General features: G+C 40.5%; 24 protein-coding genes. All 24 read right to left on the reverse strand.

The window, feature by feature from the left end:
- Nucleotide 1: 1 nt before the first annotated feature.
- Nucleotides 2-2,182, reverse strand: coding sequence for a chemotaxis protein CheA (locus tag ABD009_RS03490; protein ID WP_343822717.1), 2,181 nt, complete (start codon nucleotides 2,180-2,182; stop codon nucleotides 2-4).
- A 17-nt stretch (nucleotides 2,183-2,199) separates the two neighbouring features.
- Nucleotides 2,200-2,943, reverse strand: a complete 744-nt coding sequence (locus ABD009_RS03495; RefSeq protein WP_155695395.1) for a protein phosphatase CheZ — start codon at nucleotides 2,941-2,943, stop codon at nucleotides 2,200-2,202.
- A 17-nt stretch (nucleotides 2,944-2,960) separates the two neighbouring features.
- Nucleotides 2,961-3,344, reverse strand: a complete 384-nt coding sequence (gene cheY / locus ABD009_RS03500) for a chemotaxis response regulator CheY (protein WP_155695396.1) — start codon at nucleotides 3,342-3,344, stop codon at nucleotides 2,961-2,963.
- Nucleotides 3,345-3,413: 69 nt separating this feature from the next.
- Nucleotides 3,414-4,139: an RNA polymerase sigma factor FliA gene (locus tag ABD009_RS03505; protein WP_155695397.1), complete on the reverse strand. Its 726-nt coding sequence runs from the start codon at nucleotides 4,137-4,139 to the stop codon at nucleotides 3,414-3,416.
- Between the two features lie 10 nt (nucleotides 4,140-4,149).
- Complete coding sequence (locus tag ABD009_RS03510; protein WP_343822721.1) at nucleotides 4,150-5,001, reverse strand: MinD/ParA family protein; 852 nt, start codon at nucleotides 4,999-5,001, stop codon at nucleotides 4,150-4,152.
- A complete protein-coding gene (flhF, locus tag ABD009_RS03515; protein ID WP_343822723.1) occupies nucleotides 4,994-6,520 on the reverse strand; it encodes a flagellar biosynthesis GTPase FlhF in 1,527 nt (508 codons plus the stop codon). The genes ABD009_RS03510 and flhF overlap by 8 nt, the downstream gene beginning before the upstream one ends.
- Nucleotides 6,521-6,542: 22 nt before the next feature.
- A complete protein-coding gene (flhA, locus tag ABD009_RS03520) occupies nucleotides 6,543-8,645 on the reverse strand; it encodes a flagellar biosynthesis protein FlhA (protein WP_343822726.1) in 2,103 nt (700 codons plus the stop codon).
- Between the two features lie 81 nt (nucleotides 8,646-8,726).
- Nucleotides 8,727-9,857, reverse strand: coding sequence for a flagellar biosynthesis protein FlhB (gene flhB / locus ABD009_RS03525; RefSeq protein WP_155695400.1), 1,131 nt, complete (start codon nucleotides 9,855-9,857; stop codon nucleotides 8,727-8,729).
- Between the two features lie 10 nt (nucleotides 9,858-9,867).
- Nucleotides 9,868-10,641 (reverse strand): flagellar biosynthetic protein FliR, encoded by a 774-nt coding sequence (gene fliR, locus ABD009_RS03530; RefSeq protein WP_155695401.1) that lies wholly within the window; start codon nucleotides 10,639-10,641, stop codon nucleotides 9,868-9,870.
- Between the two features lie 9 nt (nucleotides 10,642-10,650).
- Entirely contained in the window at nucleotides 10,651-10,920 is a 270-nt protein-coding gene (fliQ, locus tag ABD009_RS03535) for a flagellar biosynthesis protein FliQ (RefSeq protein WP_155695402.1), read from the reverse strand.
- Between the two features lie 9 nt (nucleotides 10,921-10,929).
- Entirely contained in the window at nucleotides 10,930-11,682 is a 753-nt protein-coding gene (gene fliP, locus ABD009_RS03540; protein ID WP_343822730.1) for a flagellar type III secretion system pore protein FliP, read from the reverse strand.
- 24 nt (nucleotides 11,683-11,706) lie between these two features.
- On the reverse strand, nucleotides 11,707-12,132 hold the full coding sequence (fliO, locus tag ABD009_RS03545) for a flagellar biosynthetic protein FliO (RefSeq protein ID WP_343822731.1): 426 nt from the start codon (nucleotides 12,130-12,132) through the stop codon (nucleotides 11,707-11,709).
- A 22-nt stretch (nucleotides 12,133-12,154) separates the two neighbouring features.
- On the reverse strand, nucleotides 12,155-12,544 hold the full coding sequence (gene fliN, locus ABD009_RS03550; RefSeq protein ID WP_343822733.1) for a flagellar motor switch protein FliN: 390 nt from the start codon (nucleotides 12,542-12,544) through the stop codon (nucleotides 12,155-12,157).
- 30 nt (nucleotides 12,545-12,574) lie between these two features.
- Nucleotides 12,575-13,642: a flagellar motor switch protein FliM gene (gene fliM, locus ABD009_RS03555; RefSeq protein WP_155695405.1), complete on the reverse strand. Its 1,068-nt coding sequence runs from the start codon at nucleotides 13,640-13,642 to the stop codon at nucleotides 12,575-12,577.
- Nucleotides 13,643-13,673: 31 nt separating this feature from the next.
- Nucleotides 13,674-14,207, reverse strand: a complete 534-nt coding sequence (gene fliL, locus ABD009_RS03560) for a flagellar basal body-associated protein FliL (RefSeq protein ID WP_155695406.1) — start codon at nucleotides 14,205-14,207, stop codon at nucleotides 13,674-13,676.
- Nucleotides 14,208-14,368: 161 nt separating this feature from the next.
- Entirely contained in the window at nucleotides 14,369-16,402 is a 2,034-nt protein-coding gene (locus ABD009_RS03565) for a flagellar hook-length control protein FliK (protein ID WP_343822736.1), read from the reverse strand.
- Nucleotides 16,403-16,552: 150 nt separating this feature from the next.
- A complete protein-coding gene (gene fliJ / locus ABD009_RS03570; RefSeq protein ID WP_343822738.1) occupies nucleotides 16,553-17,020 on the reverse strand; it encodes a flagellar export protein FliJ in 468 nt (155 codons plus the stop codon).
- 13 nt (nucleotides 17,021-17,033) lie between these two features.
- Nucleotides 17,034-18,359, reverse strand: coding sequence for a flagellar protein export ATPase FliI (gene fliI / locus ABD009_RS03575; RefSeq protein ID WP_155695409.1), 1,326 nt, complete (start codon nucleotides 18,357-18,359; stop codon nucleotides 17,034-17,036).
- Nucleotides 18,359-19,354, reverse strand: coding sequence for a flagellar assembly protein FliH (gene fliH, locus ABD009_RS03580; protein ID WP_343822741.1), 996 nt, complete (start codon nucleotides 19,352-19,354; stop codon nucleotides 18,359-18,361). Before fliH ends, fliI begins: the two co-directional genes overlap by 1 nt.
- Before the next feature lie 32 nt (nucleotides 19,355-19,386).
- Nucleotides 19,387-20,442, reverse strand: a complete 1,056-nt coding sequence (gene fliG / locus ABD009_RS03585) for a flagellar motor switch protein FliG (RefSeq protein ID WP_155695411.1) — start codon at nucleotides 20,440-20,442, stop codon at nucleotides 19,387-19,389.
- The gene (gene fliF, locus ABD009_RS03590) at nucleotides 20,435-22,099 is read right to left on the reverse strand and encodes a flagellar basal-body MS-ring/collar protein FliF (RefSeq protein ID WP_343823890.1); all 1,665 of its coding nucleotides are present in this window, start codon (nucleotides 22,097-22,099) and stop codon (nucleotides 20,435-20,437) included. Before fliF ends, fliG begins: the two co-directional genes overlap by 8 nt.
- Nucleotides 22,100-22,194: 95 nt before the next feature.
- On the reverse strand, nucleotides 22,195-22,548 hold the full coding sequence (fliE, locus tag ABD009_RS03595; RefSeq protein WP_155695412.1) for a flagellar hook-basal body complex protein FliE: 354 nt from the start codon (nucleotides 22,546-22,548) through the stop codon (nucleotides 22,195-22,197).
- Nucleotides 22,549-22,775: 227 nt separating this feature from the next.
- Entirely contained in the window at nucleotides 22,776-24,125 is a 1,350-nt protein-coding gene (locus ABD009_RS03600; protein WP_343822745.1) for a sigma-54-dependent transcriptional regulator, read from the reverse strand.
- Nucleotides 24,122-25,333 (reverse strand): sensor histidine kinase, encoded by a 1,212-nt coding sequence (locus ABD009_RS03605; protein WP_343822747.1) that lies wholly within the window; start codon nucleotides 25,331-25,333, stop codon nucleotides 24,122-24,124. The genes ABD009_RS03600 and ABD009_RS03605 overlap by 4 nt, the downstream gene beginning before the upstream one ends.
- Between the last annotated feature and the right edge of the window lie 73 nt (nucleotides 25,334-25,406).

A 25,406-nucleotide genomic window follows, 5' to 3' on the forward strand; every position in this document is an offset into this window, starting at 1 on the left:
ATTATTTAAACCTTAGGTTTGAGCGTTTCGCATAGTGCTTAAGCAAGTTAGGTACGTCAAAGATCAGTGCAATGCCACCATCTGAAGTTATTGTTGCACCTGCCATTCCTGGCGTACCTTGTAACATTGCGTCAAGCGGTTTGATAACAACCTCTTCCTGCCCTATTAGCGAGTCAACTACAAAACCCACCTGCTGAACACCAATCTGTATAACAACTACATGCCCTTTGTTCTGGCTTCGGTTTTCACCATTTTTAGAAGATTTAATTAGCCAATCCTCTAGATAGAACAATGGAATTGCTTTGTTTCTGACAATAACAGTTTGTTGACCATCAACTATATTAGTTTTTGTTAAATCTAAATGAATAATTTCATTAACTGTAGATAGAGGCAATGCAAATATAAGCTCACCTACGACCACCATCAACGTTGGAAGTATAGCTAACGTTAGTGGTACTTTAATCTCTAACGTCGTTCCTTTACCTAGTTCCGAGTTAATCTCTACTGAGCCATTAAGCTGGGTGATCTTAGTTTTAACTACGTCCATCCCTACGCCACGGCCGGATATATCCGAAATTTCTTCTTTTGTAGAAAAACCAGGTGCAAAAATTAAACTGTATGCTTCTTTATCTGAAAGACGTTGAGCTGCGTCAGGATCTAATACACCTTTATTAATCGCAATCTCTTTCAGTTTCTCAGGGTCCATACCTTTACCATCATCTTCGATAGTAAGTAGAATATGATCACCTTCTTGGGATGCTGATAGCCTGACCATACCCATTCTTGCTTTACCTGATGCTTCACGATCGTCTGGCATTTCTATACCATGATCAACTGAGTTTCTTACTAAATGCACCAATGGATCAGCTAGGGCTTCCACTAGATTTTTATCTAAGTCGGTTTCTTCACCCACTAATTCTAGTGTTATTTCTTTATTTAACGTTCTTGCTAGGTCTCGAACAACTCGTGGGAATCGTCCAAATACCTTTTTGATTGGCTGCATTCGCGTTTTCATTACCGCGCCTTGCAGATCGCCGGTAACGACATCCAAGTTGCCAATGGCTTTAGTCATAGCTTCATCAGAACCAAAGTTAACGCCAAGGCTAACTAATCTGTTTCTGACTAGTACTAATTCGCCAACCATATTCATGATTTCATCAAGGCGCTTAGTATCTACACGAACCGTTGTTTCCGCTGGTGCTGCAGATGCTTTTTTCTCAGCAGGCTTAGCAGGAGCTTTAGCTGGCGGAGTAGGAGCCTTCGCAGCGGCTGGCTTTGCTGCTGGAGCGGGCGCTTTAGGCGCAGCTGCCTTCGGCGGCTCTGGCTTTTTCGGTGGTTCAGCCTTAGCTGGTTCCGATTTAGCAACAGGCGCTTTTACTGTAGGGCCGCCGCCTTTACCATGAATATCATCAAGCAAAGATTCAAATTCATCATCGGTAATTTCATCACCGCTTGAAAATTGACTACCGGCTTTGGGTTCAGCCGGCGCTTTCTTTTCAGAAGCTTCTTCTGTTTTAAATGAACCTTTACCATGCAGCTCGTCTAAAAGTGATTCGAATTCATCATCACTGATGTCATCACCACTATCAAACATAGATTTTGCTGCTGGCTCTGGTTTATCAGCAGGCTGACCATGTAACTCATCTAATAAAGCTTCAAACTCGTCTTCCGTGAATTCTTCCACTGAGTTATCTGTTGGCGAAGTGTCAGTTACTGAATCGATGTCAAAAAAGTCATCGTCTGCCGCACTATCTTCTTGAGCTACGTCAGCTGGTGCTGCTGGGGCCTCACCTTCTGGTGAGCAATAATGATGTAGAGCGTTTAGCAATTCGGGAGCTGCAGGTTCTGGCTGATCTCCAGCTTTTACCTGTTCGAACATCTCATTGACGGTATCAAGAGCTTGCAGGATAACATCCATCAATTCTGGTGTTACACTTCTCTTGCCTGTTCTCAAAATATCAAACACGTTTTCAGCACCATGACAAGCATCAACTAAATTAGTCAATGCTAAAAATCCAGCGCCACCTTTTACGGTGTGAAAACCACGAAATATAGAGTTTAGTAGGTCAGCGTTTTCTGGATCGTTTTCCAGTTCAACTAACTCTTCTGATAGCAACTCTAAAATTTCTGCTGCTTCAATTAAGAAATCTTGTAGTATTTCTTGATCCACGTCCAATGCCATTCGGCATCTCCCCTAATTTAAAAGCCTAAACTAGACAATAGGTCATCAACTTCATCTTGATTAGAAACTGCATCTTCGCGAGTCTCTGCATCAATAATCGGTCCCTCTGCCCCATTGTTATCGACTGGTTTCTTCGCTTCATTAGCTGTATTTTGGTTAGGTTCACCAAAAACAGTTAATAAGTGAATCAGGCTTTCTTCAACTTCTTTAACAAGCTCTATAACTCGTTTGATAACCTGCCCAGTTAAATCTTGAAAGTCTTGAGCTAACAAAATTTCTGTCATAATCGCATGAATTTTTGCGCTATCCGTCTCCGCACTTTCCATAAACTCATTTATGGAATAGCAAAGTGACTTAAACTCGCCTAATTCAATCTGACGTTGCATTAGCTTGTCCCATTCGGGTTTCAGCTTAACAATATCACTATTGATTTTATCTGTCAGTGGAAGCCCTGTGTCTATGGCGTCCATTGTTTTATTTGCTGCGTCTTCTGTTACTTTCATAACATAGTTTAGACGCTCTTTTGCATCTGGGATATCATCTGACGCTAAATTTGCAATCTTAGGGTCTAGTTGAAAGTTGCTTAGAGAGTCGTGTAATTGCCTAGTTAGCTTTCCTACTTCACCAAAAAGCTCACCATGTTCCTTACTCGTAACTTCGCGTAATATCATGTTAGCAGATGCATTGTCTCCAGCCTCAAGCGCCTCAACGAGGGCTTTTGCGTCTTCCAACGAAATCTGCGGGTTAGTCTCTTCAGACATAGCGACCCCTTATCAGATTATTCTAATCGTTCGAAGATTTTATCCAGCTTGCCTTTCAATGTAGCTGCAGTAAATGGCTTAACAATATATCCATTCACACCGGCTTGGGCCGCCGCTACAATCTGCTCTTTTTTAGCTTCGGCAGTTACCATCATTACAGGCATATGCTTGAGTTTATCGTCTTTACGAATTTCTCTAAGCAGATCGATTCCCTGCATTCCTGGCATATTCCAGTCTGTTACTACAAAATCAAAATCACCATTTTGTAACATTGGCAACGCTGTGCTGCCATCATCTGCTTCTGAGACATTAGTAAACCCTAAGTCACGAAGAAGGTTCTTGATGATTCTTCTCATTGTTGAAAAGTCATCAACAACCAGAATTTTCATATTCTTATCCAAAGCATCCTCCAGTGAGGTAAATTATTAATTTACAGTAATTATTATTAATAAAAATTGGCAATATACAAGTTAAATCAACCAATCTTTTAATCTTGACTTTAATCGAACAAGTGCTTGGCTATGAATTTGACTCACTCTAGACTCACTAACATTGAGAATTTCGCCTATCTCTCTTAAATTTAGCTCATCATCGTAATAAAGTGACAAAATCATTGCTTCTCTTTCTGGTAAGGTTTTTATAGTACTTGATAGGCTCTTGTTAAATGAGCTTTTTTCTACCCCACCATAAGTTAAATCTTTACCACTTTCACTTGCTGGGGCTATAACATCTTCCGTTACACCCAAGTCTTCTAAACCCAACACCTTGCCATTTGTTGCTTCTTTCAGCATCTGATGATATTGGTCGATTGAAACATTTAAGGATTCTGCAACTTCAACGTCTTTAACGTCTCGGCCTAAGGCAGACTCTAGTTGAGATATTTTTTCTGCAACCATTCTTGAGTTTCGATGAACAGACCTAGGAGTCCAATCTCCACGCCTCATCTCATCTAACATAGACCCACGTATACGGATACCCGCATAAGTTTCGAAGCTCGCTCCTTTGCTGTGATCAAAGTTCTTAGATGCTTCAATAAGTCCTATCATGCCAGCCTGAATTAAATCATCAACTAAAACACTATCGGGCAGCCGAGCTGCTAAATGGTGAGCAATCCTTTTTACCAAAACTGAATGTTTTTCCACAACATTCGACAATGTTTGTTGAGCTTCGTAGGCGGTCGCTACTTTATTGTTCAACAGAAACCTCTTAGTTGACCAGTTGCTCTAAAAAAAACTCTAAATTACCAGACGCATGTGATGGTGTTGGCCATTTATTAATTTTTGCTGCCAACGTTTTAAATGCCACCGCTGAAGGTGAACGGGGAAACGCATCTACAATAGCCTTTTGACGACGAACCGCTTTACGCAAGTTATCATCAAAGGGAATAATGGCGGTTAGTTCCAACGTTACATCTAAAAACCTGTCTGTAACCATAGTCAATTTTTTGAATAAATCCCGCCCTTCCTTCATCGTTCTTACCATATTAGCAACAACTTTGAATTTCGCTACGCCATGATCACGATTCAATATCTTAATAAGTGCATAAGCATCTGTAATTGAAGTTGGTTCATCACACACAACGCAAAGAACTTCGTGAGAAGCTCTTGAGAAGGATAGCACCATATCTGATATTCCGGCGGCGGTATCGACAATAAATACATCAACCGGCGTTTTCATTTCGCTGAAAGCCCTAATTAAACCAGCGTGCTGGGCGGCAGAAAGCTCAACCATATCGATTGAGCCTGATGTTGCAGGGACAATTTTTATACCCGATGGGCCTTCGACTAAAATATCGTCTAATTCGGCCTCACCTGATAATACATGTGAGAGATTTTTATGGACGCGAAGCCCAAGCATAACATCGCAATTCGCTAACCCGAGGTCAGCATCAAGCACAAGAACGTTAAGTCCTGTTTGCGCCAAAGCAATTGCAGTATTTAGCGATACGCTGGTTTTTCCAACTCCGCCCTTTCCACCTGTTACTGCAATAACTTTTGTTTTTTTCGCCATCGACATATTTCGTAAACCGCTAGCTTGATCAGAAGTAATATTAATCATACATGCCCACTGCTTTTGGCACTACCTTATTATTTTTATTAGAAACTTTTTCTTTAAGTTCATATAGCTGATTAGCTTTTTGCACAATTTTCTGTCCATTTGCAACCCTTATGTCCTCTGGTACGCGTTGACCGTTGGTTAAATAGCCAATTGGTAGTCGATTATGAATTGCAACACTAATTAACTCACCTAAACTCAAAGACTCATCTATTTTAGTAAAGATACAGCCCGACAGTGGAATTGTTTTAAAATGTTGAACACTTTCGTGTAAAACACTCATTTGAGATGTTGCTGAAAGCACTAAGTAATTTTTAATATTTACTCTTGATTTTGTTAATAAATGATTCAAACGTTCCGTCAATTTAATGTCTCTTTGGCTCATTCCTGCTGTATCTATTAACAATAGCTTTTTATCTCGTAATTGGTAGATCGCTTCTGAAAGTTCTTCAGTATTTTTTGCTTGCTTAAGTGGACAGCCGAGTATTTTTGCATAAGTACCCAATTGCTCTAATGCACCAATCCTAAAACTATCAGTGGTAATCAGACCCACTTTATCGGCACCATGGATTTGCGCAAAACGTGCTGCTAACTTTGCAATTGTAGTCGTTTTACCAACGCCTGTAGGACCAACTAATGAATACACGCCGCCACGTTTAATAATTTCATTATCGGTTGTATTTAACTGCTCAGTTAATAGCTCAAGCATTTTTGGCCAAGCCTGCTGAGCTTCTAGGTCATCGCTAATAAAATGAGATAAATGTTCAGCAACATTTGACGATAGGCCCATGTTATTTAACTTTTTAACTAACATTGCTTTAACTGGAGATTTACGATTAGCGTCTTGTAACATTAGTTCAGAAACTTGATGCTTTAGCAGCTCTTTAATGGAATTCATTTCATCTTTTAAGTCCGACATTTGCTTGTCAAACTGACCTTGAATTACATTGTGGCCCGATATGTTATTTGGTTGTTCGTTAATTTGACTTACGTTATTTTGCGGCGCAGCTACAGGCGCTACTTGGTTAGTATTTATTTGCTCAGACTGGTCTTGCACTGTGTTGCGAGCACGGTTTAGCCACTGCTCAAATTCTGACTCGGCTTGTTGTGAAAGTGCTTGTGTTGCCAATTCAGATTTTTGTTGGTTAGATAAATCATTATTAGCAGCCGCAACTTGCGGCACAGAGTTTGGCTGGTAAGTATTTGAAGGTGTGCCAGCTGAGTCGGCTCTTTGGCGCTTGAGCAACTCTTCAAGTGAGCTTGCTATCTTTGCAGCCCCTTCTGCATTTGGACCATCAAACTGATGTGCATTAGGTGCAGAAGCAGAGTTTGCTACTGGCGTATTTTGAGCTAAAGCTGGTGATTTAGGTTGAGGCTGCGCATCAGCGTCAATTGCTGCAACAATTTCTACACCTGTCGCTGTTTTTTTATTGGACATAATTACAGCTTCTGGACCTAACTCTTCTTTAACTTGAGTTAGTGCCGTTCTCATATCTTTTGCAAAATAACGCTTAATTTTCACTTTAAACCTCCGTCAAACAGCTCTAACCAACTGAACTGACAATCTTAATTTGTTTTTCTTCCGGTATTTCTTGATAAGACAAGATAACCATGCCTGGTAAGCTATGTTTAACAAAACGAGATAACACGCTTCGCAACATTCCAGAGGTCAATAATATTGACGGCTCACCTGATAATTCCAGATTCCTGTGTGCTTCAGCTAAAGAAGTTTGAATTCGTTCAGCTAAGCCAGGCTCTATGCCAGCACCTTCATTTCCGGCTGACTGCAGGGACTGTTGCAACATCTGTTCCAACTCAGGCGCCAAGGTTATGACAGGTATTTCATTAGTTGAACCAGCGATATCTTGGACGATAAATCGACGTAGTGAAATTCGACAGGCGGCGGTTAAAACATCAGGATCTTGGCTTTTAGGTGCATACTCAACAAGGGTTTGAATAATTGAACGCATATCGCGAATAGTTACGTTCTCACTTAATAAGTTCTGTAATACTTTTGTCAGAACAGAAAGTGACAACATTTCTGGTACTAGGCCATCGACCAGTTTTGGGTAGTTCTTTTGAATCATTTCAAGTAAGTTCTGAGTCTCTTCGTGGCCCAGTAACTGCGCAGCATTATTGGTTAACAACTGACTAATGTGCGTTGCCACAACAGTAGCGGCATCTACAACGGTGTAACCTAAACTTTGAGCTTTATCTCTATTGCTATTTTCTATCCAAACCGCCTCTAAACCAAACGCAGGATCTACCGTTTCTATGCCTTCAACTTTTCCAAATACCTGCCCTGGGTTAATGGCTAAATCTCTATCATGTCTAATTTCAGCTTCACCTATGGTTACGCCCATCAATGTAATTCGATAAACATTTGGGTCTAAATCTAAATTGTCACGAATATGGACAGCAGGTACTAAAAAGCCAAACTCTTGACTGAGTTTACGACGAACCCCTTTAATTCTTGATAGCAATTCACCGCCTTGACCTTTATCCACTAGAGGAATCAAGCGATAACCAACTTCTAATCCTATCGTGTCAACGTGATTAACATCATCCCAGCTGACATCTTTATTTTCTGCGGCTTCATGAGGTGACTCTAATGGTGCTTCCGACTCTGCTTTTTCTGCTGCTACAGCAGCTTCTGTAGTGCGTTTGTTTACCATATAAGCAGTGCCAATTAGCATAGCGCCAAACGCTAAGAACGTTAAGTGAGGCATACCAGGTACTAAGCCCATTGAAAATAGGACACCACCAGCAACGTAAAGTACTTTTTCAGTACCAAGCTGAGTTGAGAATTGTTGACCCATTTCTTGGTCAGTATTTTGACGGGTAACGACGATAGCAGTACCGATAGAGAGCAAAAGACCTGGTATTTGTGCAACTAGACCATCACCAATAGTAAGAATTGTATAGATTTCAACAGCCTCTCCAAATAGCAAGTCATGTTGAATCATGCCAATAAATAAGCCACCAATAATATTAATAAATAGAATGATGATGCCCGCTATCGCATCACCTTTAACAAATTTTGAAGCACCATCCATCGAACCGTAAAAATCGGCTTCTTTACCAATTTCTTCACGTCTTGCTTTAGCTTGCTCTGGCGTAATAAAGCCAGCATTTAAATCAGCATCGATCGCCATTTGCTTACCTGGCATCGCATCAAGTGTAAAACGAGCCGTTACTTCCGAAATACGACCAGCACCTTTGGTAACAACCACAAAGTTAATGATAACCAGTATTGCGAATACAACTAGACCAACCGCATAGTTACCGCCAATAACAACACTACCAAAGGCTTCAATAACTTTACCTGCGGCATCACCACCCTGATGGCCTTCTAACAGCACCACACGCGTTGAGGCGACATTTAGAGCTAGTCTTAAAACGGTTGCAATTAGAATAACTGAAGGGAAAGCGCCAAAATCTAGCGGTTTTAATGTGTAAACGGTTACGAGTAGAATAACTAACGCTAGTGCAATATTAAAAGAAAAGAGAATATCCAGCATCAAAGCTGGTAGCGGTAATATTACCATAGCCAACGCCGCCAATATAAATATCGGGGCACCTAAACCATTAATAAATTTAGTATTTTCTTTATTAAAAAGCTGATTAAACTTTGCAGTTAATTCCATCACAACAACCAAAAAACACCTAAGTTATAGTGCTTTCAGCAATGTTCAGGCCAAATTTTATGTCAACAAAATGACTGCGTGTTAATAACGCAATTCTGGTGGGATATCAGGGTTTTGATCAACGGGTTTTGGTTTTGTCCCTTTACCTTGTTCGTACATGTCTAATTGATAGACGTAGGCAAGCACTTGGGCCACCGCTATAAACAATTGTTCTGGGACTTCTTGATTAATATCTGTAGTGTAATATATAGAGCGAGTTAACATTGGAGTTTCGATCATAGGCACTTCACGTTCTTTAGCGATTTTACGAATGTGCATTGCAATGAGATCGGCACCTTTGGCTACTACAAACGGCGCGTTAGATTTTTCAGTGTCGTATTTTATTGCCACAGAGTAATGAGTTGGGTTGGTAACTACCACATCCGCAGTGGGAACTTCGGACATCATTCTACGTTGTGAAACTTCTCTTTGGGCTTGCCTTATACGGCCTTTAATCTCAGGGTTACCTTCAGTACTTTTATACTCGTCTTTGATTTCTTGCTTGCTCATTTTAAGCTGTTTGTTGTGATTCCATTTTTGAAACGGTACATCAACTAAAGAAATAACAATGGTAGAGCAGCATAACCCTAAAAATATCCAGGCCAGCAATTCGGTTGCATCATAAGTATTGCCAGGCAAGTCTTCTAAACTTAAGTAAAGAATATCTACTAAGAATACGTCGATTAGTAAAATAGCAACGGTAGCCACTACTGCTACTTTTAAAATGGATTTGATAAGCTCAACTACAGCTTGCGTGCCGAACATCCTTTTAAAGCCCTTTAAAGGCGACATTTTGGAAAATTTGGGAGCCATGGCTTCCCAACTAAAATTAATACCGCCCAATAAACTATTTGAAACAAAAGCTGCAACTAAAATAACACCAAAAATACCCGCAAGTGGTCCAGCAACGTGAGTTAACACTTCACCAAACACGCTAAACATTTTTGTGGGATCAAAGGCATCGTCCCTATCAAGTGCAAACTGATTACCCATCACTTCAATAAGCTTTTTTCCTAAACTGGCGCCAAACATTAACATAGCTGATGCGCTAGCAACCAAGACTCCTGTAGTCCCCAACTCTTTAGAACGCGCTATCTGGCCTTTTTTTCGGGCGTCTTCGAGACGCTTGGCCGTTGGTTCTTCTGTTTTTTCTTGATCGGAATCTTCTGCCATTTTTCGCTACCTAACAACCAATCATCGTGCACATCATTTCGATGGAACGTTGCCAGTTTTTATCAAAGTGAAAAACAAAGTTTTCCATTGTTAACCACATGACGATTAAACCCGACATCATGGTAAACGGAAAGCCGATGGAGAATATATTTAGTTGCGGCGCTGCTCGAGTCATAATTCCAAAACTCAAATTGATCACTAACATAGCCACAAGAGGAGCAAGCGCAAGGACTAATGCCGCTGCGAACATCCAACCGCCAAACAACACCAAGTCATAAAACTTTCCTGTCGAAAACCAAACGTCAGTAATAGGTAATACATAAAAACTCTTTACCACCATTTGCATCATCGCTAAATGGCCGTCGATAGACCAAAACATGAGTGTTGAAAGTATTAAATAAAACTGACCAACCGCTGGTACGCTTAATCCGTTTGTTGGATCGACCATTGAGGCAAAACCCAAACCAGACTGCATCGCAATAGCTTGGCCTGCAACCACAAACACTTGTAAAAAGATAACTGAAACAAAACCAATGGCGCTACCAATCATTATTTGTTGGAACACACGAATAGCCATTTCAAAGGAAAATAAATTGGTAAATGTTGATGGGGGTAATACTGGCATTACCATAATAGTAAACGCGACTGCATAAGCTGATTTGATTGGTCCAGGTATGGTTTTACCGCCTATCGCAATCATAATCATCATCATTGCTGAGATACGCGCAAAAGGCAGAAGAAGGTCTGCCTGGTATTGCATGATTTGTTGCAATAATGCGTCCATTTTACTGACCTAGCCTATGATCGATGGAATACGTTCAATTAAGTCTTTAGTAAAATCCATGATCATTCCCGTTATCCAGTGACCTGCAATCATTAACGCTAATAACGTTACGATTAAGCGCGGTAAAAAGCTAAGCGTTTGTTCATTAATCGAGGTTGCAGCTTGGAACACCGCAACAATCAAACCCACGATTAATCCGGGAACAACCATAATTGCGACTAATATAATGATAAGCCAAAGCGCGTCTCTGAGAATATCGACAAATACTTCAGGTGTCATGGCGTTCTCCTAGGTTCCAAGTCCAAAACTTTTTGCTAACGTACCCATTACTAAGGTCCAGCCGTCAACTAATACAAACATCATGAGCTTAAACGGTAATGAAACAATCATAGGTGATAGCATCATCATACCCATGGCCATCAATACTGACGCTACCACTAAATCTATTATTAAGAATGGGATGAAGAACATAAAACCAATTTGAAACGCTGTTTTTAACTCTGATGTTACAAAAGAAGGAATTATAACGGTCAATGGTAGGTCATCCGGGCTATCAACTTGCGTATAACCGGCTATTTCTGCAAATGTTTCTAAATCTGAAATACGGGTTTGCGCCAGCATAAACTCACGCATCGGAACTTTTGCAATATCGTAAGCTTGTAAAGAGGTAATCTCTTCATTCAAATAAGGTTTTACTGCGTTTGCATGAACCTCTTCAAATACCGGAGCCATAATAAAAAAGCTTAAAAACAAAGACATGCCAACAAGTAATTGGCTATTTGGTGTTTGTTGTAAACCAAGCGCTTGGCGAAGGATAGCGAGTACTACTATAATTCGCGTGAAAGACGTCATTAACATGACAATGGCAGGAATGAAGCTTAACGCAGTCATCATCGCCAGTACTTGCAATGTTATGCTGTATTCTTTACTGCCATCAGGATTATCCGTTACTGTAACGGCTGAAATAACACCACCATCAGCTAGGACATCTGGCGTAAATACTAAAAGTAGTACAGTAAGAAAAGAGAAGAAGACTTTCATAGACTCTACAGGTCCTTTATATAATTAATTTTTTTTAGTCTTTGGAAGCTCATTGTTCAGCAATTCGGTTAGTTTGTTAAGTAATTTATTATTAGGCACCGAAAAACTACTCGGAGTTATGTTTTCATCTAATTTAAATAACGTATTAACACTGTGTGGAGTAACACCAATTGCATATTGTTGCTGTTGGATTTCTATAATGACAATTCTTTCTCTGCCACCTAATGATAAGCTTGTAATCGTTTTCATATGATTACTTTGATGTGGCGTAAGGTTGAACTTTTTAGCAACCCAAGCCGTTACATAAATCACCACAACTATGGCAATTAACGCCATTAACATTGGTAATAACGCGCCATCGGTAGGAGAGCTCAAATTAGGATTCGAAGCTACTGTGCTCGTTACTTTGGCACCAGGCTCTACAGCAGAGATAGCAAGTGGGCTAAACAAAAGTCCACCTGCTACTATTTTTTTAACGAAGCTTTTTAATTCTTTCAATTTGGCTGATCACATCTGTTAAACGAATACCAAACTTATCATTAACCACCACTACTTCGCCATGGGCAATTAATGTTCCGTTAACTAATACGTCTAAAGGCTCACCAGCAACACGGTCTAACTCAACAACCGAGCCTTGGTTTAGCTGTAGTAAGTTACGAATACTAATTTTACTTCGGCCTACTTCCATAGAGATATTAACTGGGATATCAAGAATCGTCTCTAGCTTACCTGACTCTTCTTCGTTTAAAGAACCACCTGTGTCGGTTAACTCATCGAGTTCTGCCGGTTGAACGTCGCCACCATCTTCGGCTTCGGCTAGGGCTGCTGCCCACTCGTCCATTGTATCTTGATCTTCACTCATAACACTTACCTTTGTTTAATTGGGTAACACTCAAAGCTCTAAGTCATCTTCAAGTGCGAGTAATTCTGAATCATCGTCTAAACGACGACCGCCTTTAGTCAATACATTCATCTCTGATTTAGCTGACTCTGGACGCTTAATTTTTTCTGAAATCTGCAATGCAACATTGTCTCTGCATCGGCCTAGTTTTGCTCTATACGTTGGTAACTCTTCAATAAATACAGTGATATGCTCTGGCATTTCAATCGGAATAATGTCGCCATCTTTTAAGTCCATTACCTGATGTAATGGTAAATTCATTTCTAAAAGTTGCGTATGCAAGTCTACGTAAACATCCATAATTTCATCACGTAGCGCTTTACTCCAACGGTAATCAGTATCTTCTCTATCACTTTGAACACCGGCATCAAGTAACTCACGAATAGGTTCCAGCATCGAGTATGGAAGTGCGACATGGAAATCACCGCCACCGCCATCCAATTCAATATGGAATGAGCTAATTACAATAACTTCAGTTGGCGAAACAATATTTGCCATTGCCGGGTTTACTTCTGAGTCTAAATATTCAAAAGAGACATCCATAACCGGTGACCATGCTTCTTTATAGTCTTCAAATATTAACTTTAATAACATTTGAATAATGCGTCGTTCCGTTGGTGTAAATTCTCGTCCTTCAATTTTTGCGTGATATCGGCCATCACCACCAAAGAAGTTATCAACTAAGATAAAAACAAGACGAGCTTCCATCGTAATTAAGCCGGTGCCTTTTAATGGACGAAAACGAACCATGTTAAGACTAGTAGGAACGAATAACGAATGTATATATTCACCAAACTTAATCATCTGAACGCCATTAATTGACACTTCAGCTGTGCGGCGCATCATATTAAATAGACTGATCCTCATGTGTCGGGCAAAACGTTCATTAACCAACTCAAGGGTTGGCATACGACCACGAACAATTCTATCCTGCGAAGAAAAGTCATAGTCAGACATGCCGTGACCACCGCCACCGCCTTCGTCTATCTCTTCTTCTTCAACGTCATCGACACCATGGAGTAGCGCATCAATTTCGTCTTGTGACAGTAAATCAGTCATATTTTTCTCTTATGTTTATTTGGTTCTAATGCTATTGCATTACAAAACCTGTAAATAACACTTCTTCTACAATTTTAGATCCAGCAACATCAATAACAGACTTCTGCACTTCTTGTGCCGCTTTTAACTTTAATGCGTCTTTTCCTGCAGAAGTTGCTAATGCATCAGCATTACCTGTACTAAATGCTTTTAATAAAGCACCTTCTATCAATGGGATATGTTTCTGAGCTAACTCTTCATTATTGTCACCACGAACCATCAATTGCACCTTGATTTGAACCAATCTATCGCGCGAGGTACCTGGGACATTAAACGTAAATGGGCGTGGCATAGTGACATACTTTGCCGTTCCAACTTCAACAGGTTCATTGGCTTTAGCTTCGCCTTCACCTTCAGATTGTTCGGTTGCGGTTTCATCAACAGGCGCATCGTCACCACTCAACAAGAAAAATGCTGCGGCTGCACCTACTACAATAACAACGACAGCAATGATAATAATCATCATTTTATTACCGCCTTTACCACCTTCTTCTTCGAGTGTTAACTCTTCATTTTCGTCTGCCATTTTTAGCTCCAACTGAATTATATAAAGACCTATACATGTTATTGTCGATCGCTAGTTTTGGCAAACAATATGGTTGCAGTTTGTTTAACTGAATAAATAAACCGCACCTATTGTGTTAAATACCATCACTTTAAAGCTTAAACCATGCTCAGCGAATAATTCTAGGCGTAATAATCAACCTGCCACGGGGACTTAACATTATAATTGGTCCCTAACGACGGGTCATTGTGTTCATCTTCTGACAGTTCATTGTTGTCATTTGAGTTAGCACTCACCAATCCATTTGAGTCGGACTGTTCGTCGCCATTGGCGTTGTTCTGCCCACTTGAGTTGTCTTTTTTAACGTTGCTATCAGCCAGTTGTAAACCTTGCTGTTCGAGTAGCTCTCGTAACTTTGGAATACTCCCCTCAAGCGCATCTTTAGCCTGCTGACTTGCAACCACAAAACTAACTGACGCATTTTCGGCACCCAAATGGAGTTTGATTTGCATGCTACCAAGCTCTGGCGGATCAAGTCTTATGTCGATGGATTTCATGTTTCTAGCCATCATTAAACCAACTTGTTGTTGAATATTTGACGCTAACTCTTGCTTATTAAATAAGATGTTTTCTTTTATCATCAACTCGCTTTTTGCTTGCGCAATGTTTTCAAGCTTAGGTGCTTGTAGCGTCTTATCTAACTGGACACCAAGTATATCAACCACTTCAGCTCTAGGTTTTCCATCTGAAATAACCTGACTAGACAATTGAGTTAAATTGCCTGAGTCCAATTGATTAAACAAATTAGACTTATCGAAACTTAACTTGTTTAACATTTCTAGTTCCGTTGCGACTTTTACTGAGCCGGTGTCCAATTTAAACTCGCTTGTATTGGCACTCTCATTGTTTGTTGAACCCACAAGGTTTGAGTTAATAACATTGTTAATATTTAACTTAACGGGGTTGTTTATATTAATTAACTTAGTTAGCTCACTATTAACTTTTGAAAACGCCTCTGCACTAGCACTATTAGTACCTACTGCACTTTTAGAGTTAAGCTCTGCTTGAGTTTGTGCCAGCCTAGACAGTTCCATTTGCAAGTAAGAACTTGTGTCTTTATTTGAGTCGCTGTTTTTAAAGTCGACGGCCAGAGATTGGGCATTGCTTGAAGCTTCCGATGCAACCTTGTTTGATTCTGGCGAACTCACAATAGAGGACGTTAAGTCTACTTCGGTCTCACCTTGAGTGTGTTGTGCGTTTTTGATATCACTATCAGTTGCTTGATTGTTACTATTTTGATTCAGCAATCCGTTAAGCCAGTCTAATTTTTTGGTATCTAGATCTTTAGTGCCCTGCGACGAGTCTGTATCTGAACTGTTCAGGTTATTTTTGTTCTCATTACCAACTGAGCTATCTGGCAACAGCAACGACTTTAATAAGTCTCCTAAATCTTCTAGTAACTCGGAACCGTCAGTGCTTGCAGCGCTGTTTTCGTTCATGGTGTTTTCAACACCGATTTCTAAGTTAGATAATTGTTCTAACAGCGATGACAACTTAACTTTAAAGTCATCGATAACACTCTCTGGAAATTCATTTTTAATATTAGATAACAGCGAATTCAATTCATTAGCATCAGCACTCTTAAGAGAGCTGGTCAACAACGATGCAAACTCATCTACAGCCTCAATAACGTCTGATGAATCAGCGTCACTACTCGAATCACTTAAGCTAGCTAAAAGCTCTCTTACCTTTTGAAGTAATTCGGCACCAGAGTATTTATCCGTCAACTCTTTCAAAACTGGTTCGGATAATTCATTTTCTTTTAACGACTTAACAGAAGATTCGAGTTCCTTTCTATCTGCATTATTAACGTGCTCTTTAGCAGGTCTGTCTTGAGTTGTTGCCTGTCGAGTGTCGTCAAGTTGTGTGCGATTACCATCGGCGGATTGAGACTGCCTTGCTGGTGTTTGGCGCTCGTTCTGAGTTCGTTGTAATTGTTTTTGCTCTAATTGGCGGTCGTAATCTGCTCTTTGCTGCGACGCAACATCGTCATTTCGACGCTGTTCTTGCCGCCTATTGTTTGCCGCCAATGTGGTATCAAAGTCACGTCGGTAATTACTGTTTTCCGACTCATACTGGCTTTTCCTAACACTAACCTCTTTCTCTACAGACTTTGTAGGTAAAGGCTCTGGTAAGATTCTGTGTTGTTGTAGCATGATTACTCCTAACCCAATTTCGGCATCAAAAATGATGTTTATTGCCGCTCGATATAAGGGTAATATTCAAGGATCGTTCCAACTTGAATTTTTAAGTTAAAAGTTAAAAGTTAGAAGTTTTTCGAATTTAAGTTTTAATGGCGTGTAAGTTTAGCTATTAATAGCCATTTTATTTGCCATCTGACGACGAATATATTGCTGAGACGCGAACTCATCTGACTGATTTTGTTCATACTTGTCTATTCGTTGTTGCCTAGCCTTAGCTTTTTGAGTAAGTAAAGTATCTACGGCTTTTACTTTGTTTTTTTGTACAAACCACTCTTGTTTTCGTTGCTCAAGTACTTGCTTGGCGATATCAACGACGTTCATTTGAGCTGCAATGCCTTGGTCGAGCTGCACAATAAAACGTTGATAATGCTGGTAACTTGCACCGCCAATACCGTTTACCCCACGACTTTGCATTTTTTTTAAGTAATCGAGTTTGTAGGATTGTACTTCTTTTAACTTAGCCTGATTGGCTTGCAAATAAGACTGCGCCGATTGCATAGCCGTAATAGCTTGCTGCTCTTTGTCAGTCTCTATTTTTTTTAGTATGTGTAATTGGTTGTCTTCTTTCATCAGTACTTACCTTTTATGGCATTTCATTTGTTAACGCTTGTAACTGCATTAACGACTGATCGTAAGGGTAAATTTCTGACATAGTTTGTTGTAGGTAAGCGTCTATTACCGGCTTAAGTTGAATCGCTTTATCTACTACCGGATTGCTACCTGACGCATAAGCACCAATCGATATTAAGTCTTTGTTTTGTTCGTAAGCTGAAAGATACTTTTTAAACTTAAGCGCCATTTGCATATGTTGCTGAGACGTTACTTGAGGCATAACTCGACTGATGGATTTAGTTACATCAATAGCAGGATAGTGCCCAGCGTCAGCTAGGTCTCGTGATAGTACAATGTGACCATCAAGTATTGCACGAGATGCATCTGCAATTGGATCTTGTAGGTCGTCACCTTCTGATAAAACCGTATAGAAAGCCGTTATTGAACCTTGTCCTTCTCCACCGTTACCGGCACGCTCTACCAATGCTGGAAGCTTTGCAAATACTGATGCAGGGTAACCTTTAGTCGCCGGTGGCTCTCCAATTGCTAACGCGATTTCTCGTTGAGCTTGAGCATAACGGGTGATGGAGTCTATTAACAACAGTACATTTAAACCTTGGTCACGAAAATACTCCGCGACCTGTGTTGCCGTTTCGCAACCTTTTAATCTTCTAATAGGCGCCATATCAGCAGGTGCAGCAACCACTACCGCTCTTTGACGCCCTTCTTCACCAAGTATTTCATCGATAAATTCTTTTACTTCTCGGCCACGTTCGCCTATTAGACCAACCACTACTACATCTGCGGTAGTACCTTTGGTCATCATGCCAAGTAAAACTGACTTACCAACACCTGAGCCGGCAAACAGGCCCATTCGCTGCCCTTGTCCAACGGTCAAGATACCGTTAATTGCTTTAACACCAACGTCTATAGAGGATTTTATTGGTCGTCTTGATAGTGGGTTTATTGGTTTAGTTTTGTGAGTTGCACCTGGATCGGCCTCTATCGGACCTAAACCATCTAGCGGTGTTCCCGAAGGGTCAATAACTCGTCCTAGAAGCTCTAGAGAAAGTGGTAATTTCTGACCACGACTAGACGTAGTAACACGACCTCGAGGCACAATACCGTCAACTTGATCCGTGGGCATTAAAAATATTTTATCGTTTTCAAAACCAACAACTTCAGCGTCTACTTCACCGTTCAAGGTTTGAATTCGACAGTGACCACCTAAAGGTACAGAAACGCCTACCGCCTCTAAAGTAAGGCCATTAACTTTTGTAAGTCTTCCGGACACTTCTGGCGTTGCGTCTTTTACCAGCCGTTGGGCTTTTAAAATTGATTCTGTTAAAGACGACATTATGATGGCTCGTCATTTGAGGTAGTGTTTCCAATGACGTCGCTTGAAGTATTTACCGGGTCTGACTCTGCAGTCGCAGATTGTTCTGGGTTTTCAGTTGGTGCTAGGTTATCCGTCGTTTCCAGAGTGGCAGTTTCTGGAGTGGCAGTTTCTGGCAAGTCACCAATAGCAGGACCTGAGTTTGTTTCTGTCGTTAAGTTCGCATCAATTATGAAGTCATGTAGAGTTTGCTTAATACGCTGTTCAACTGTGCGGTCAATTAGGGAATTTGGCGTCGCTACAATTACGTCACCTAGGTTAAAGTGCGCTTCTGGTTTCAAAATCCATTTTTGCTCTGCTAAATCAGATTCTGAGTATTGTTCTTGCACTAATAGTAGATCATCCGGGTGCATATGAATTTCAGCAAACTCTGTATTAAATGGCAGCGCCGCTACAGACTCTAATAGAGCCGCTAACAGGCTTTCTTTATTCCCTTTAATTTCTGTTCTTAATACTGATTCCGCTAGCATCACCGACAAGTTTAATAATTGCTGTTCTGTGGCTTTTTCTACACGGGTAATTGGATCATATAGCTGTGTTAGCAATGACTCCCAACGAGCAATTTGCTGCTGAATGTCTTCTTGACCTTCTTGTTGGCCGGCTTCAAACCCGTCTTTATGTCCTAGTTCTAAACCTTCTTGCTTACCTTGCTCTAAACCTTCTTCATGGCCTTTATCAAAACCCGCTTGTTTGCCTTCGGTAAAGCCTTCTTCATAAGCTTGTTGACGAATCTCGTCTATCTCAGCTGCGGTTAATTGCGGCACTTCCTCTTCTTCAGGCTCAATCAATTGCGGTTTTGCTTTATACAATTCAGCAATAGGTACACCCAAAAAGTTTGTTTTACCAACAACGGCTGCTTTTTTTGACGCACTTACATCTGGCGCAGCCCACTCTTCGAGAATTTCAAGCATCTCGCGAGTTGGGGTAACAGGTTTGTTAGATAAATTATTACTCACAATTTTACTCTCTTACCGCTGTTAAGGAAGACTTACAAGAAGTCTTCACCACCACCGCCGCCTAACATGATTTCACCGGCATCAGCTAATCGACGAGCAATAGCCAAGATTTCTTTCTGAGCAGTCTCTACTTCAGACACTCGAATTGGTGGCATGGCTTCTAAGTCATCAGCCATCATATCTGCTGCACGCTTCGACATGTTTTTAAGGATTTTCTCTTTTAATGCGTCATCAGCGCCTTTAACGGCTTTCATTAATGAATCTTGTTGAACTTCTCTCAGAATTGCCTGAATTGCACGATCTTCAACATCAATTAAGTTGTCAAATACAAACATAAGGTCTTGAATTTGTTGCGCCATTTCTTCGTCATGTTCACGCATAGCATCCATTAATTGACCTTCTATGTTGGTATCTAAGAAGTTCATAATTTCTGCCGCTGCTTTTAAGCCGCCCATTTTCGCTGCTTGTGCACCAGCTTGACCAGCAAACTGTTTCTCCATGATCTCGTTCAACTCTTGAAGTGCTGCTGGTTGAACTTCTTCTAAGTTAGCAATACGCATCGTTAAGTCGATACGAACCTTGTCAGAAAATTGACCTAGGATTTCCGCCGATTGATCAGGCGCTAAATACGCAAGTACGATAGTTTGTATTTGTGGATGCTCATTTCTTATAATGTTCGCTACTTGTTTAGAGTCCATCCATTTAAGTGAATCTAAACCTTTAGCGCCACCACCAAGAATTATTTGGTCTAAGAGTGTTGCAGCCTTATCTTCACCAAGTGCAGCGGTCAACGCCTTCTTAATAAAGTCTTCAGATTGGAAACCAATCGTACTGTAGTCTTGAATTTGCTCAATGAACAAACTGTGAACCGCTGATATTTTGTCTTGGCTTAAGTCATCTAGTTGCGCCATTGCAATGCCCACCTTTTGCACCTGCTTCGGCTCAAGGTGTTTAAGGATTTGTGCGGCGTCTTCTTCAGACAAGCTCAATAATAAAATCGCTGCTTTCTCTACACCTTCTAGTTTTTCAACATCAAAGGCTGGCTTCGCTGCGACTTGTGTGTTTTCTGCTGCTACGACATCATTCATCTTCTAGTAACCACCCTTTAACTACTTGCGATGACAACTCAGGTTCATTCGCAACTAACGCTCTTACTGCTTTTAACAGGTCTTCATCACCATGTAAGTCTGGTAATTGTAGAGTACCGTCGGCAGCAAAGCCTATGTCTTTTTCATCAAATTCTGTATTTAGCATGTCCAATGCTTCATCACCTAAGTCTACACCACCAAGCGCTTCTTCTTCATATTTATCGGTAGTATCTTCAGGGCTAATAAGCTTATTCAGTAATGGGCGAACCAAGAATATAATCAGTACGACGATAACAATCATTGCAGCTACCGTTTTGATCATCGGCTGAAACCATTCTTGCTCATAAATTGGTTTATCTTGCGCAGACAACACATCAACTTTGTTAAACGGTATCGTAACGACTTCAAGTGTATCGCCGCGGTTCATGTCAAAACCGATTCCACCTTGTAATAGTCTACGTAGATTAACCAACGCTTGTTGTGAACGAGGTGTTTTTTGAATAGTGCCATCTTCACCTGGTGTTGTTATGTAGTCCACTGCAACCGAAACGCTCAGGCGACGAACAACGCCAGTTTGATTTTGTTTGTGGCTTATCGTTTGGTCAAGCTCGTAATTGCGTGTTTGTTCTTTGTGAGAGCGACCCGTTGTGCCACGAGTTCTTGCATTACCCGCCTCTTCTGGGATATCTGACTCTAAAGGAGGTTGGTTTGATAATGCACCTGGTATTCCTACTGGGCCATTACCCGTTTGATTTTCTTCAATTAACAATTCACTTCTAATTGCAGGCAAGTCTGGGTTATAGGTCTTTTGTGTTTCTTGAACTTGAGTAAAGTCCATAGTTACATCTACTTGTGCAGTGTAATTTTCCATACCAATTACTGGCGACAGTATTGAGTTAATTTTTTGTAAATACTCGTCTTCACGCTTTTGTTCTATTTCAAACTGTTTACGAGACAATGCAGAAAGTGAGTTTTGTGAACCAGAGTTAAGTAAGCGACCGTTTTGGTCTGTTACCGTCACTCTTGAAGTTGCCAAGCCTTGAACGGCAGAGGCTACAATATCTACTACGCTATCGATTTCTTCTGTTTTTAACATGCGACCACGTTGTAAAGTTAAAACCACGGTTGCAGACGGTTGTTTAGTATGGCGAGCAAATATGTTTTCTTTTGGAATGGCCAACAGCACTCTTGCACGGCTGATTGAATTTAACTCTTCAATCGTTCTTGCTAATTGTTGTTCACGGCTATGCTTTAAACGCTCCGTCTCCATACGCTGACTAACACCAAAACCTGTGTCTTGCATTAAAATGTCAGAACCTTCCGATGGAGCATTAGATAAACCGCCGCGAGCCAGAGACAACTTAATGTTTTGATAAGCATCGGCTGGTACTAAAATGGTATTTTGCTCAAGTGTATAGTCAACTTTTTGAGCATCTAAGTAGTCTAAGGTTTCAATTAACTGTTCTGTGTCAAACTGACCAAGTGGACGTAACTCTGGTTCGCGGGACCACATGAAGATAAAAATAGTAATTGCGATACAAATTACAAGAGCCAGTATCAGTGCGCCTTGACGCAATAGGTCAGCACTAGAAGCTGCACTTAAAAAACCTGATTTTTGCTCTTCAACATTATCCATGTCGCCATTTAGCGACACCATGTCATTAGAGACATCTTGTCCTGGATTTGTCATTTGAGTAGTTAGTTCGTCTGCCACGTTAAACCCTTAATTCTTATTTAACTGCTGAAGTGAGCCTAAACAGGCATGCTCATGATTGTTTTATATGCATCAACCAGTTTATTTCTAACCTGTACGGTTGCTTCAAAAGCGATGCCGGCTTTCTGAGATGCTATCATGGTCTCAGCTAGTGATACTGAACGGTCACCCATTTCCAAACGTGTTTTTAAATCGCCTGATGTTTGTTGCAATTCATTCACATTGTTTACTGCTTGCTCAAGAAGTTCACCAAAGTTTGCTGAAGAAGGGTTATTTACCTTTTGAACTTGGTTAAAAGGACTAATGTCATTGTTTGGGCGAATTGTTTGACCAGACGCCTGCGACGCCATGCTTTGTAATTCCGCATATAAGTTATTAGCTTGAATGTTCATTATTCTGTCCTCTTTCAGGAGCAATTCTATACTAAACAGTATAAAGCAGGAATAATGCCAGTTTATTTATTTTATTTATCAACAACTTACATCGGGCCTATGGAGTTGAACTTTGAGTATTAACGTGACAGAGAATTGACAGAGGGTGTAATTGGGCTGGAATAAAAAAGAAAAGGCCTGTTAATACAATCAGGATTACGTATTAACAGGCCGTTTTAAACAACTCGTTATGCAGGAACTTCAATACCTTGTTCACGCATTTTTGCTAGCTTATATCTCAGCGTTCTTGGGCTTATTCCTAATTTCTCGGCAACATCTTTACGTTTGCCATGACAGGCTTGCAGTGCGTCCAAAATAATACGATTTTCTTGGTCACGAATTTCCATTTTAAAATCGCCACTGTCATCTATATGATGACTCGCTTGAATATCCGCTGCAATATTATCGACAGCAAACTCTTCAACCAAAATATGTTCTGAATCTATTGTATTGCCTGAGCATAATATTAATGCGCGCTGAATAACGTTATCTAATTCGCGCACGTTACCAGGCCAATTATGCAACATTAATTTATGAAGAGCGCCAGCGCCTATTACCGGGATTTCTCTACCCGTTTCAATGCAATAACGGCTAAGCAGATGTTCAGCTATTGGTTGTAAGTCATCTTTCCTTGCGCTTAACGGCAACCATTTAATTGGAAATACGTTTAAACGATAAAATAAATCTTCTCTAAACTTACCTTCTCTTACCGCTGCAACTAGATCTCGGTTTGATGTTGCTAATACTCGAACATCTAATTTAACGGTTTTACGACTACCTAAACGCTCTACTTCACGTTCTTGCAAAACACGCAGCAATTTAGCCTGCAGGTTTAAATCCATTTCCGTTATTTCATCGAGCAAAATAGTACCGTGCTGAGCTTGTTCAAACTTACCAGGGCAGGCTTGAATCGCACCGGTAAATGCACCTTTTTCATAACCAAATAAAGTTGCTTCAAGCATGTTGTCCGGAATAGCAGCGCAGTTGATCGCGATAAAATCATGCTCTGCACGAGATGATTGGTCGTGAATATAACGAGCCATCACTTCTTTACCAGAACCACTAGGTCCCGTGATCATGACTGAGGCGTCTGACTTGGCAACTTTTGCAGCTAACTTTAACAACTCAATACTTTTCTTATCCGCTACAACAGGATCATGCCTGTCAGTTTGTTTAACCGGAGCATATCGGCCCACCATATTTAACAGCACTTCTGGTGCAAATGGTTTAGCCATATAATCAATGGCGCCATATTTCATTGCTTCTACGGCATGGTCAATTTTTGCATAAGCGGTCATTAACAAGAATGGTGTATTTGGATACAGCTTTTTAACCGACTTTAATAAATCTAAGCCTGATAAACCGCCCATTTGAACATCAGAAACAATAAGATCTATCACTGTTTCTTTAAGTTTAACTAACGCTGTTTCTGCTGAATCAGCTTCTACAACAGAGTATCCAGCAATAGAAAGCGTATCTACTAGAGCCTCTCGTAAACCTGAATCGTCTTCTACAACAAGTATTTGTGACTGGTTCATGCGATAACCTCCTGACGTTCTATATCTAATGTTTGGGCTTCATTTTGTGGTGCTAACTTAATTGGTAAGTAAATTGAAAATACCGCGCCCCCAGATGACTTGTTCGTTACAGAAACAGTTCCTTGATGGGCTTGTGCTACGGTTTTCACCACTGATAAGCCAAGACCTGTGCCTTGTGAGCGAGTGGTATAAAAAGGTTCGAAAATCTTATCAATAAGTGATTTTTTAATTCCAGGACCGTTGTCCTCTACTGATATACAAACCTGATTAGGTTTATCGTTAACTCTGCGCGCTGCTAAGTGTATCTGAACGCCTTCGCCAATAACCTGAACTGCATTGTGGACTAAATTAGTAATAGCGCTCGCCAAACTCGTTTTATTAGCTAATAAAAGAATGTCTGGTTCAGGCAACTCAACTGTCATAACACCAGTAGGGTTAACCATAGCGTCTGAACTCTGGTGAACACTGGTTAGTAATTGCTGAAGCGATACTTGTTCTAAAACTTGATTTTCACCACTTTTGGCAAACATCAACATGTCGTTAACTTGCTTTTCTAAGTCTGACAAACGGGATGACAGTTTTTTGACAAAGCTTCCACGTTGCTCAGGTTTTAAACGGCCATTGGCCAGATTTGCTGAGTACAACATAGCTGCTGATAAAGGCGTTCTAATTTGGTGCGCTAAACTTGCAACCATTCGACCCAGCGCAGAGACGCGCTGTAAGTGACTTATTCTTTCTTGAAGTTGCCTTGTTTCTGTTAAGTCCGTCATAACAATTAGCTGACCAGACTTAAGCGGCATGATTTCTAATTTAACGCGACGACCATTCACAAGTGATACTTCGTGACCATCATCTTCACGTGGTTTGAAAGAACGAGCAATAACAGTTCGCCACTTTTCACCTTCAAGTGGTTCACCTAAAAGAGAAATTGCGAATTTATTTGCCTGACGTACCATACCTTTATTATCAAGTACCACTACGCCATTTGGCAGAATATCTACTAAATGACTGAGGTCATCATTTTGTTGACGAATTTCTTCAATTTGTTCACTTGAAAGGCGATGATTTTTATCAACCGAGGATAAGCTAGGAGAATTGGCCGCTTCTGGCTCAGCAAAGCTTCGAAATTTAGACGTGAATGATGCAAGTTTAATGTTTGCATCAATAACGCGCTGCTCTGTAATTGGAGTTGATAATCTGGCTGACATAATACTGCCTCACAAGTGTTAATACACCTTGATACAAACAACTATTATGCCAACTTTTAAACCCTTAATTAAC

The organism is Psychrosphaera haliotis (assembly GCF_039523615.1).
Lineage (GTDB): Bacteria > Pseudomonadota > Gammaproteobacteria > Enterobacterales > Alteromonadaceae > Psychrosphaera > Psychrosphaera haliotis.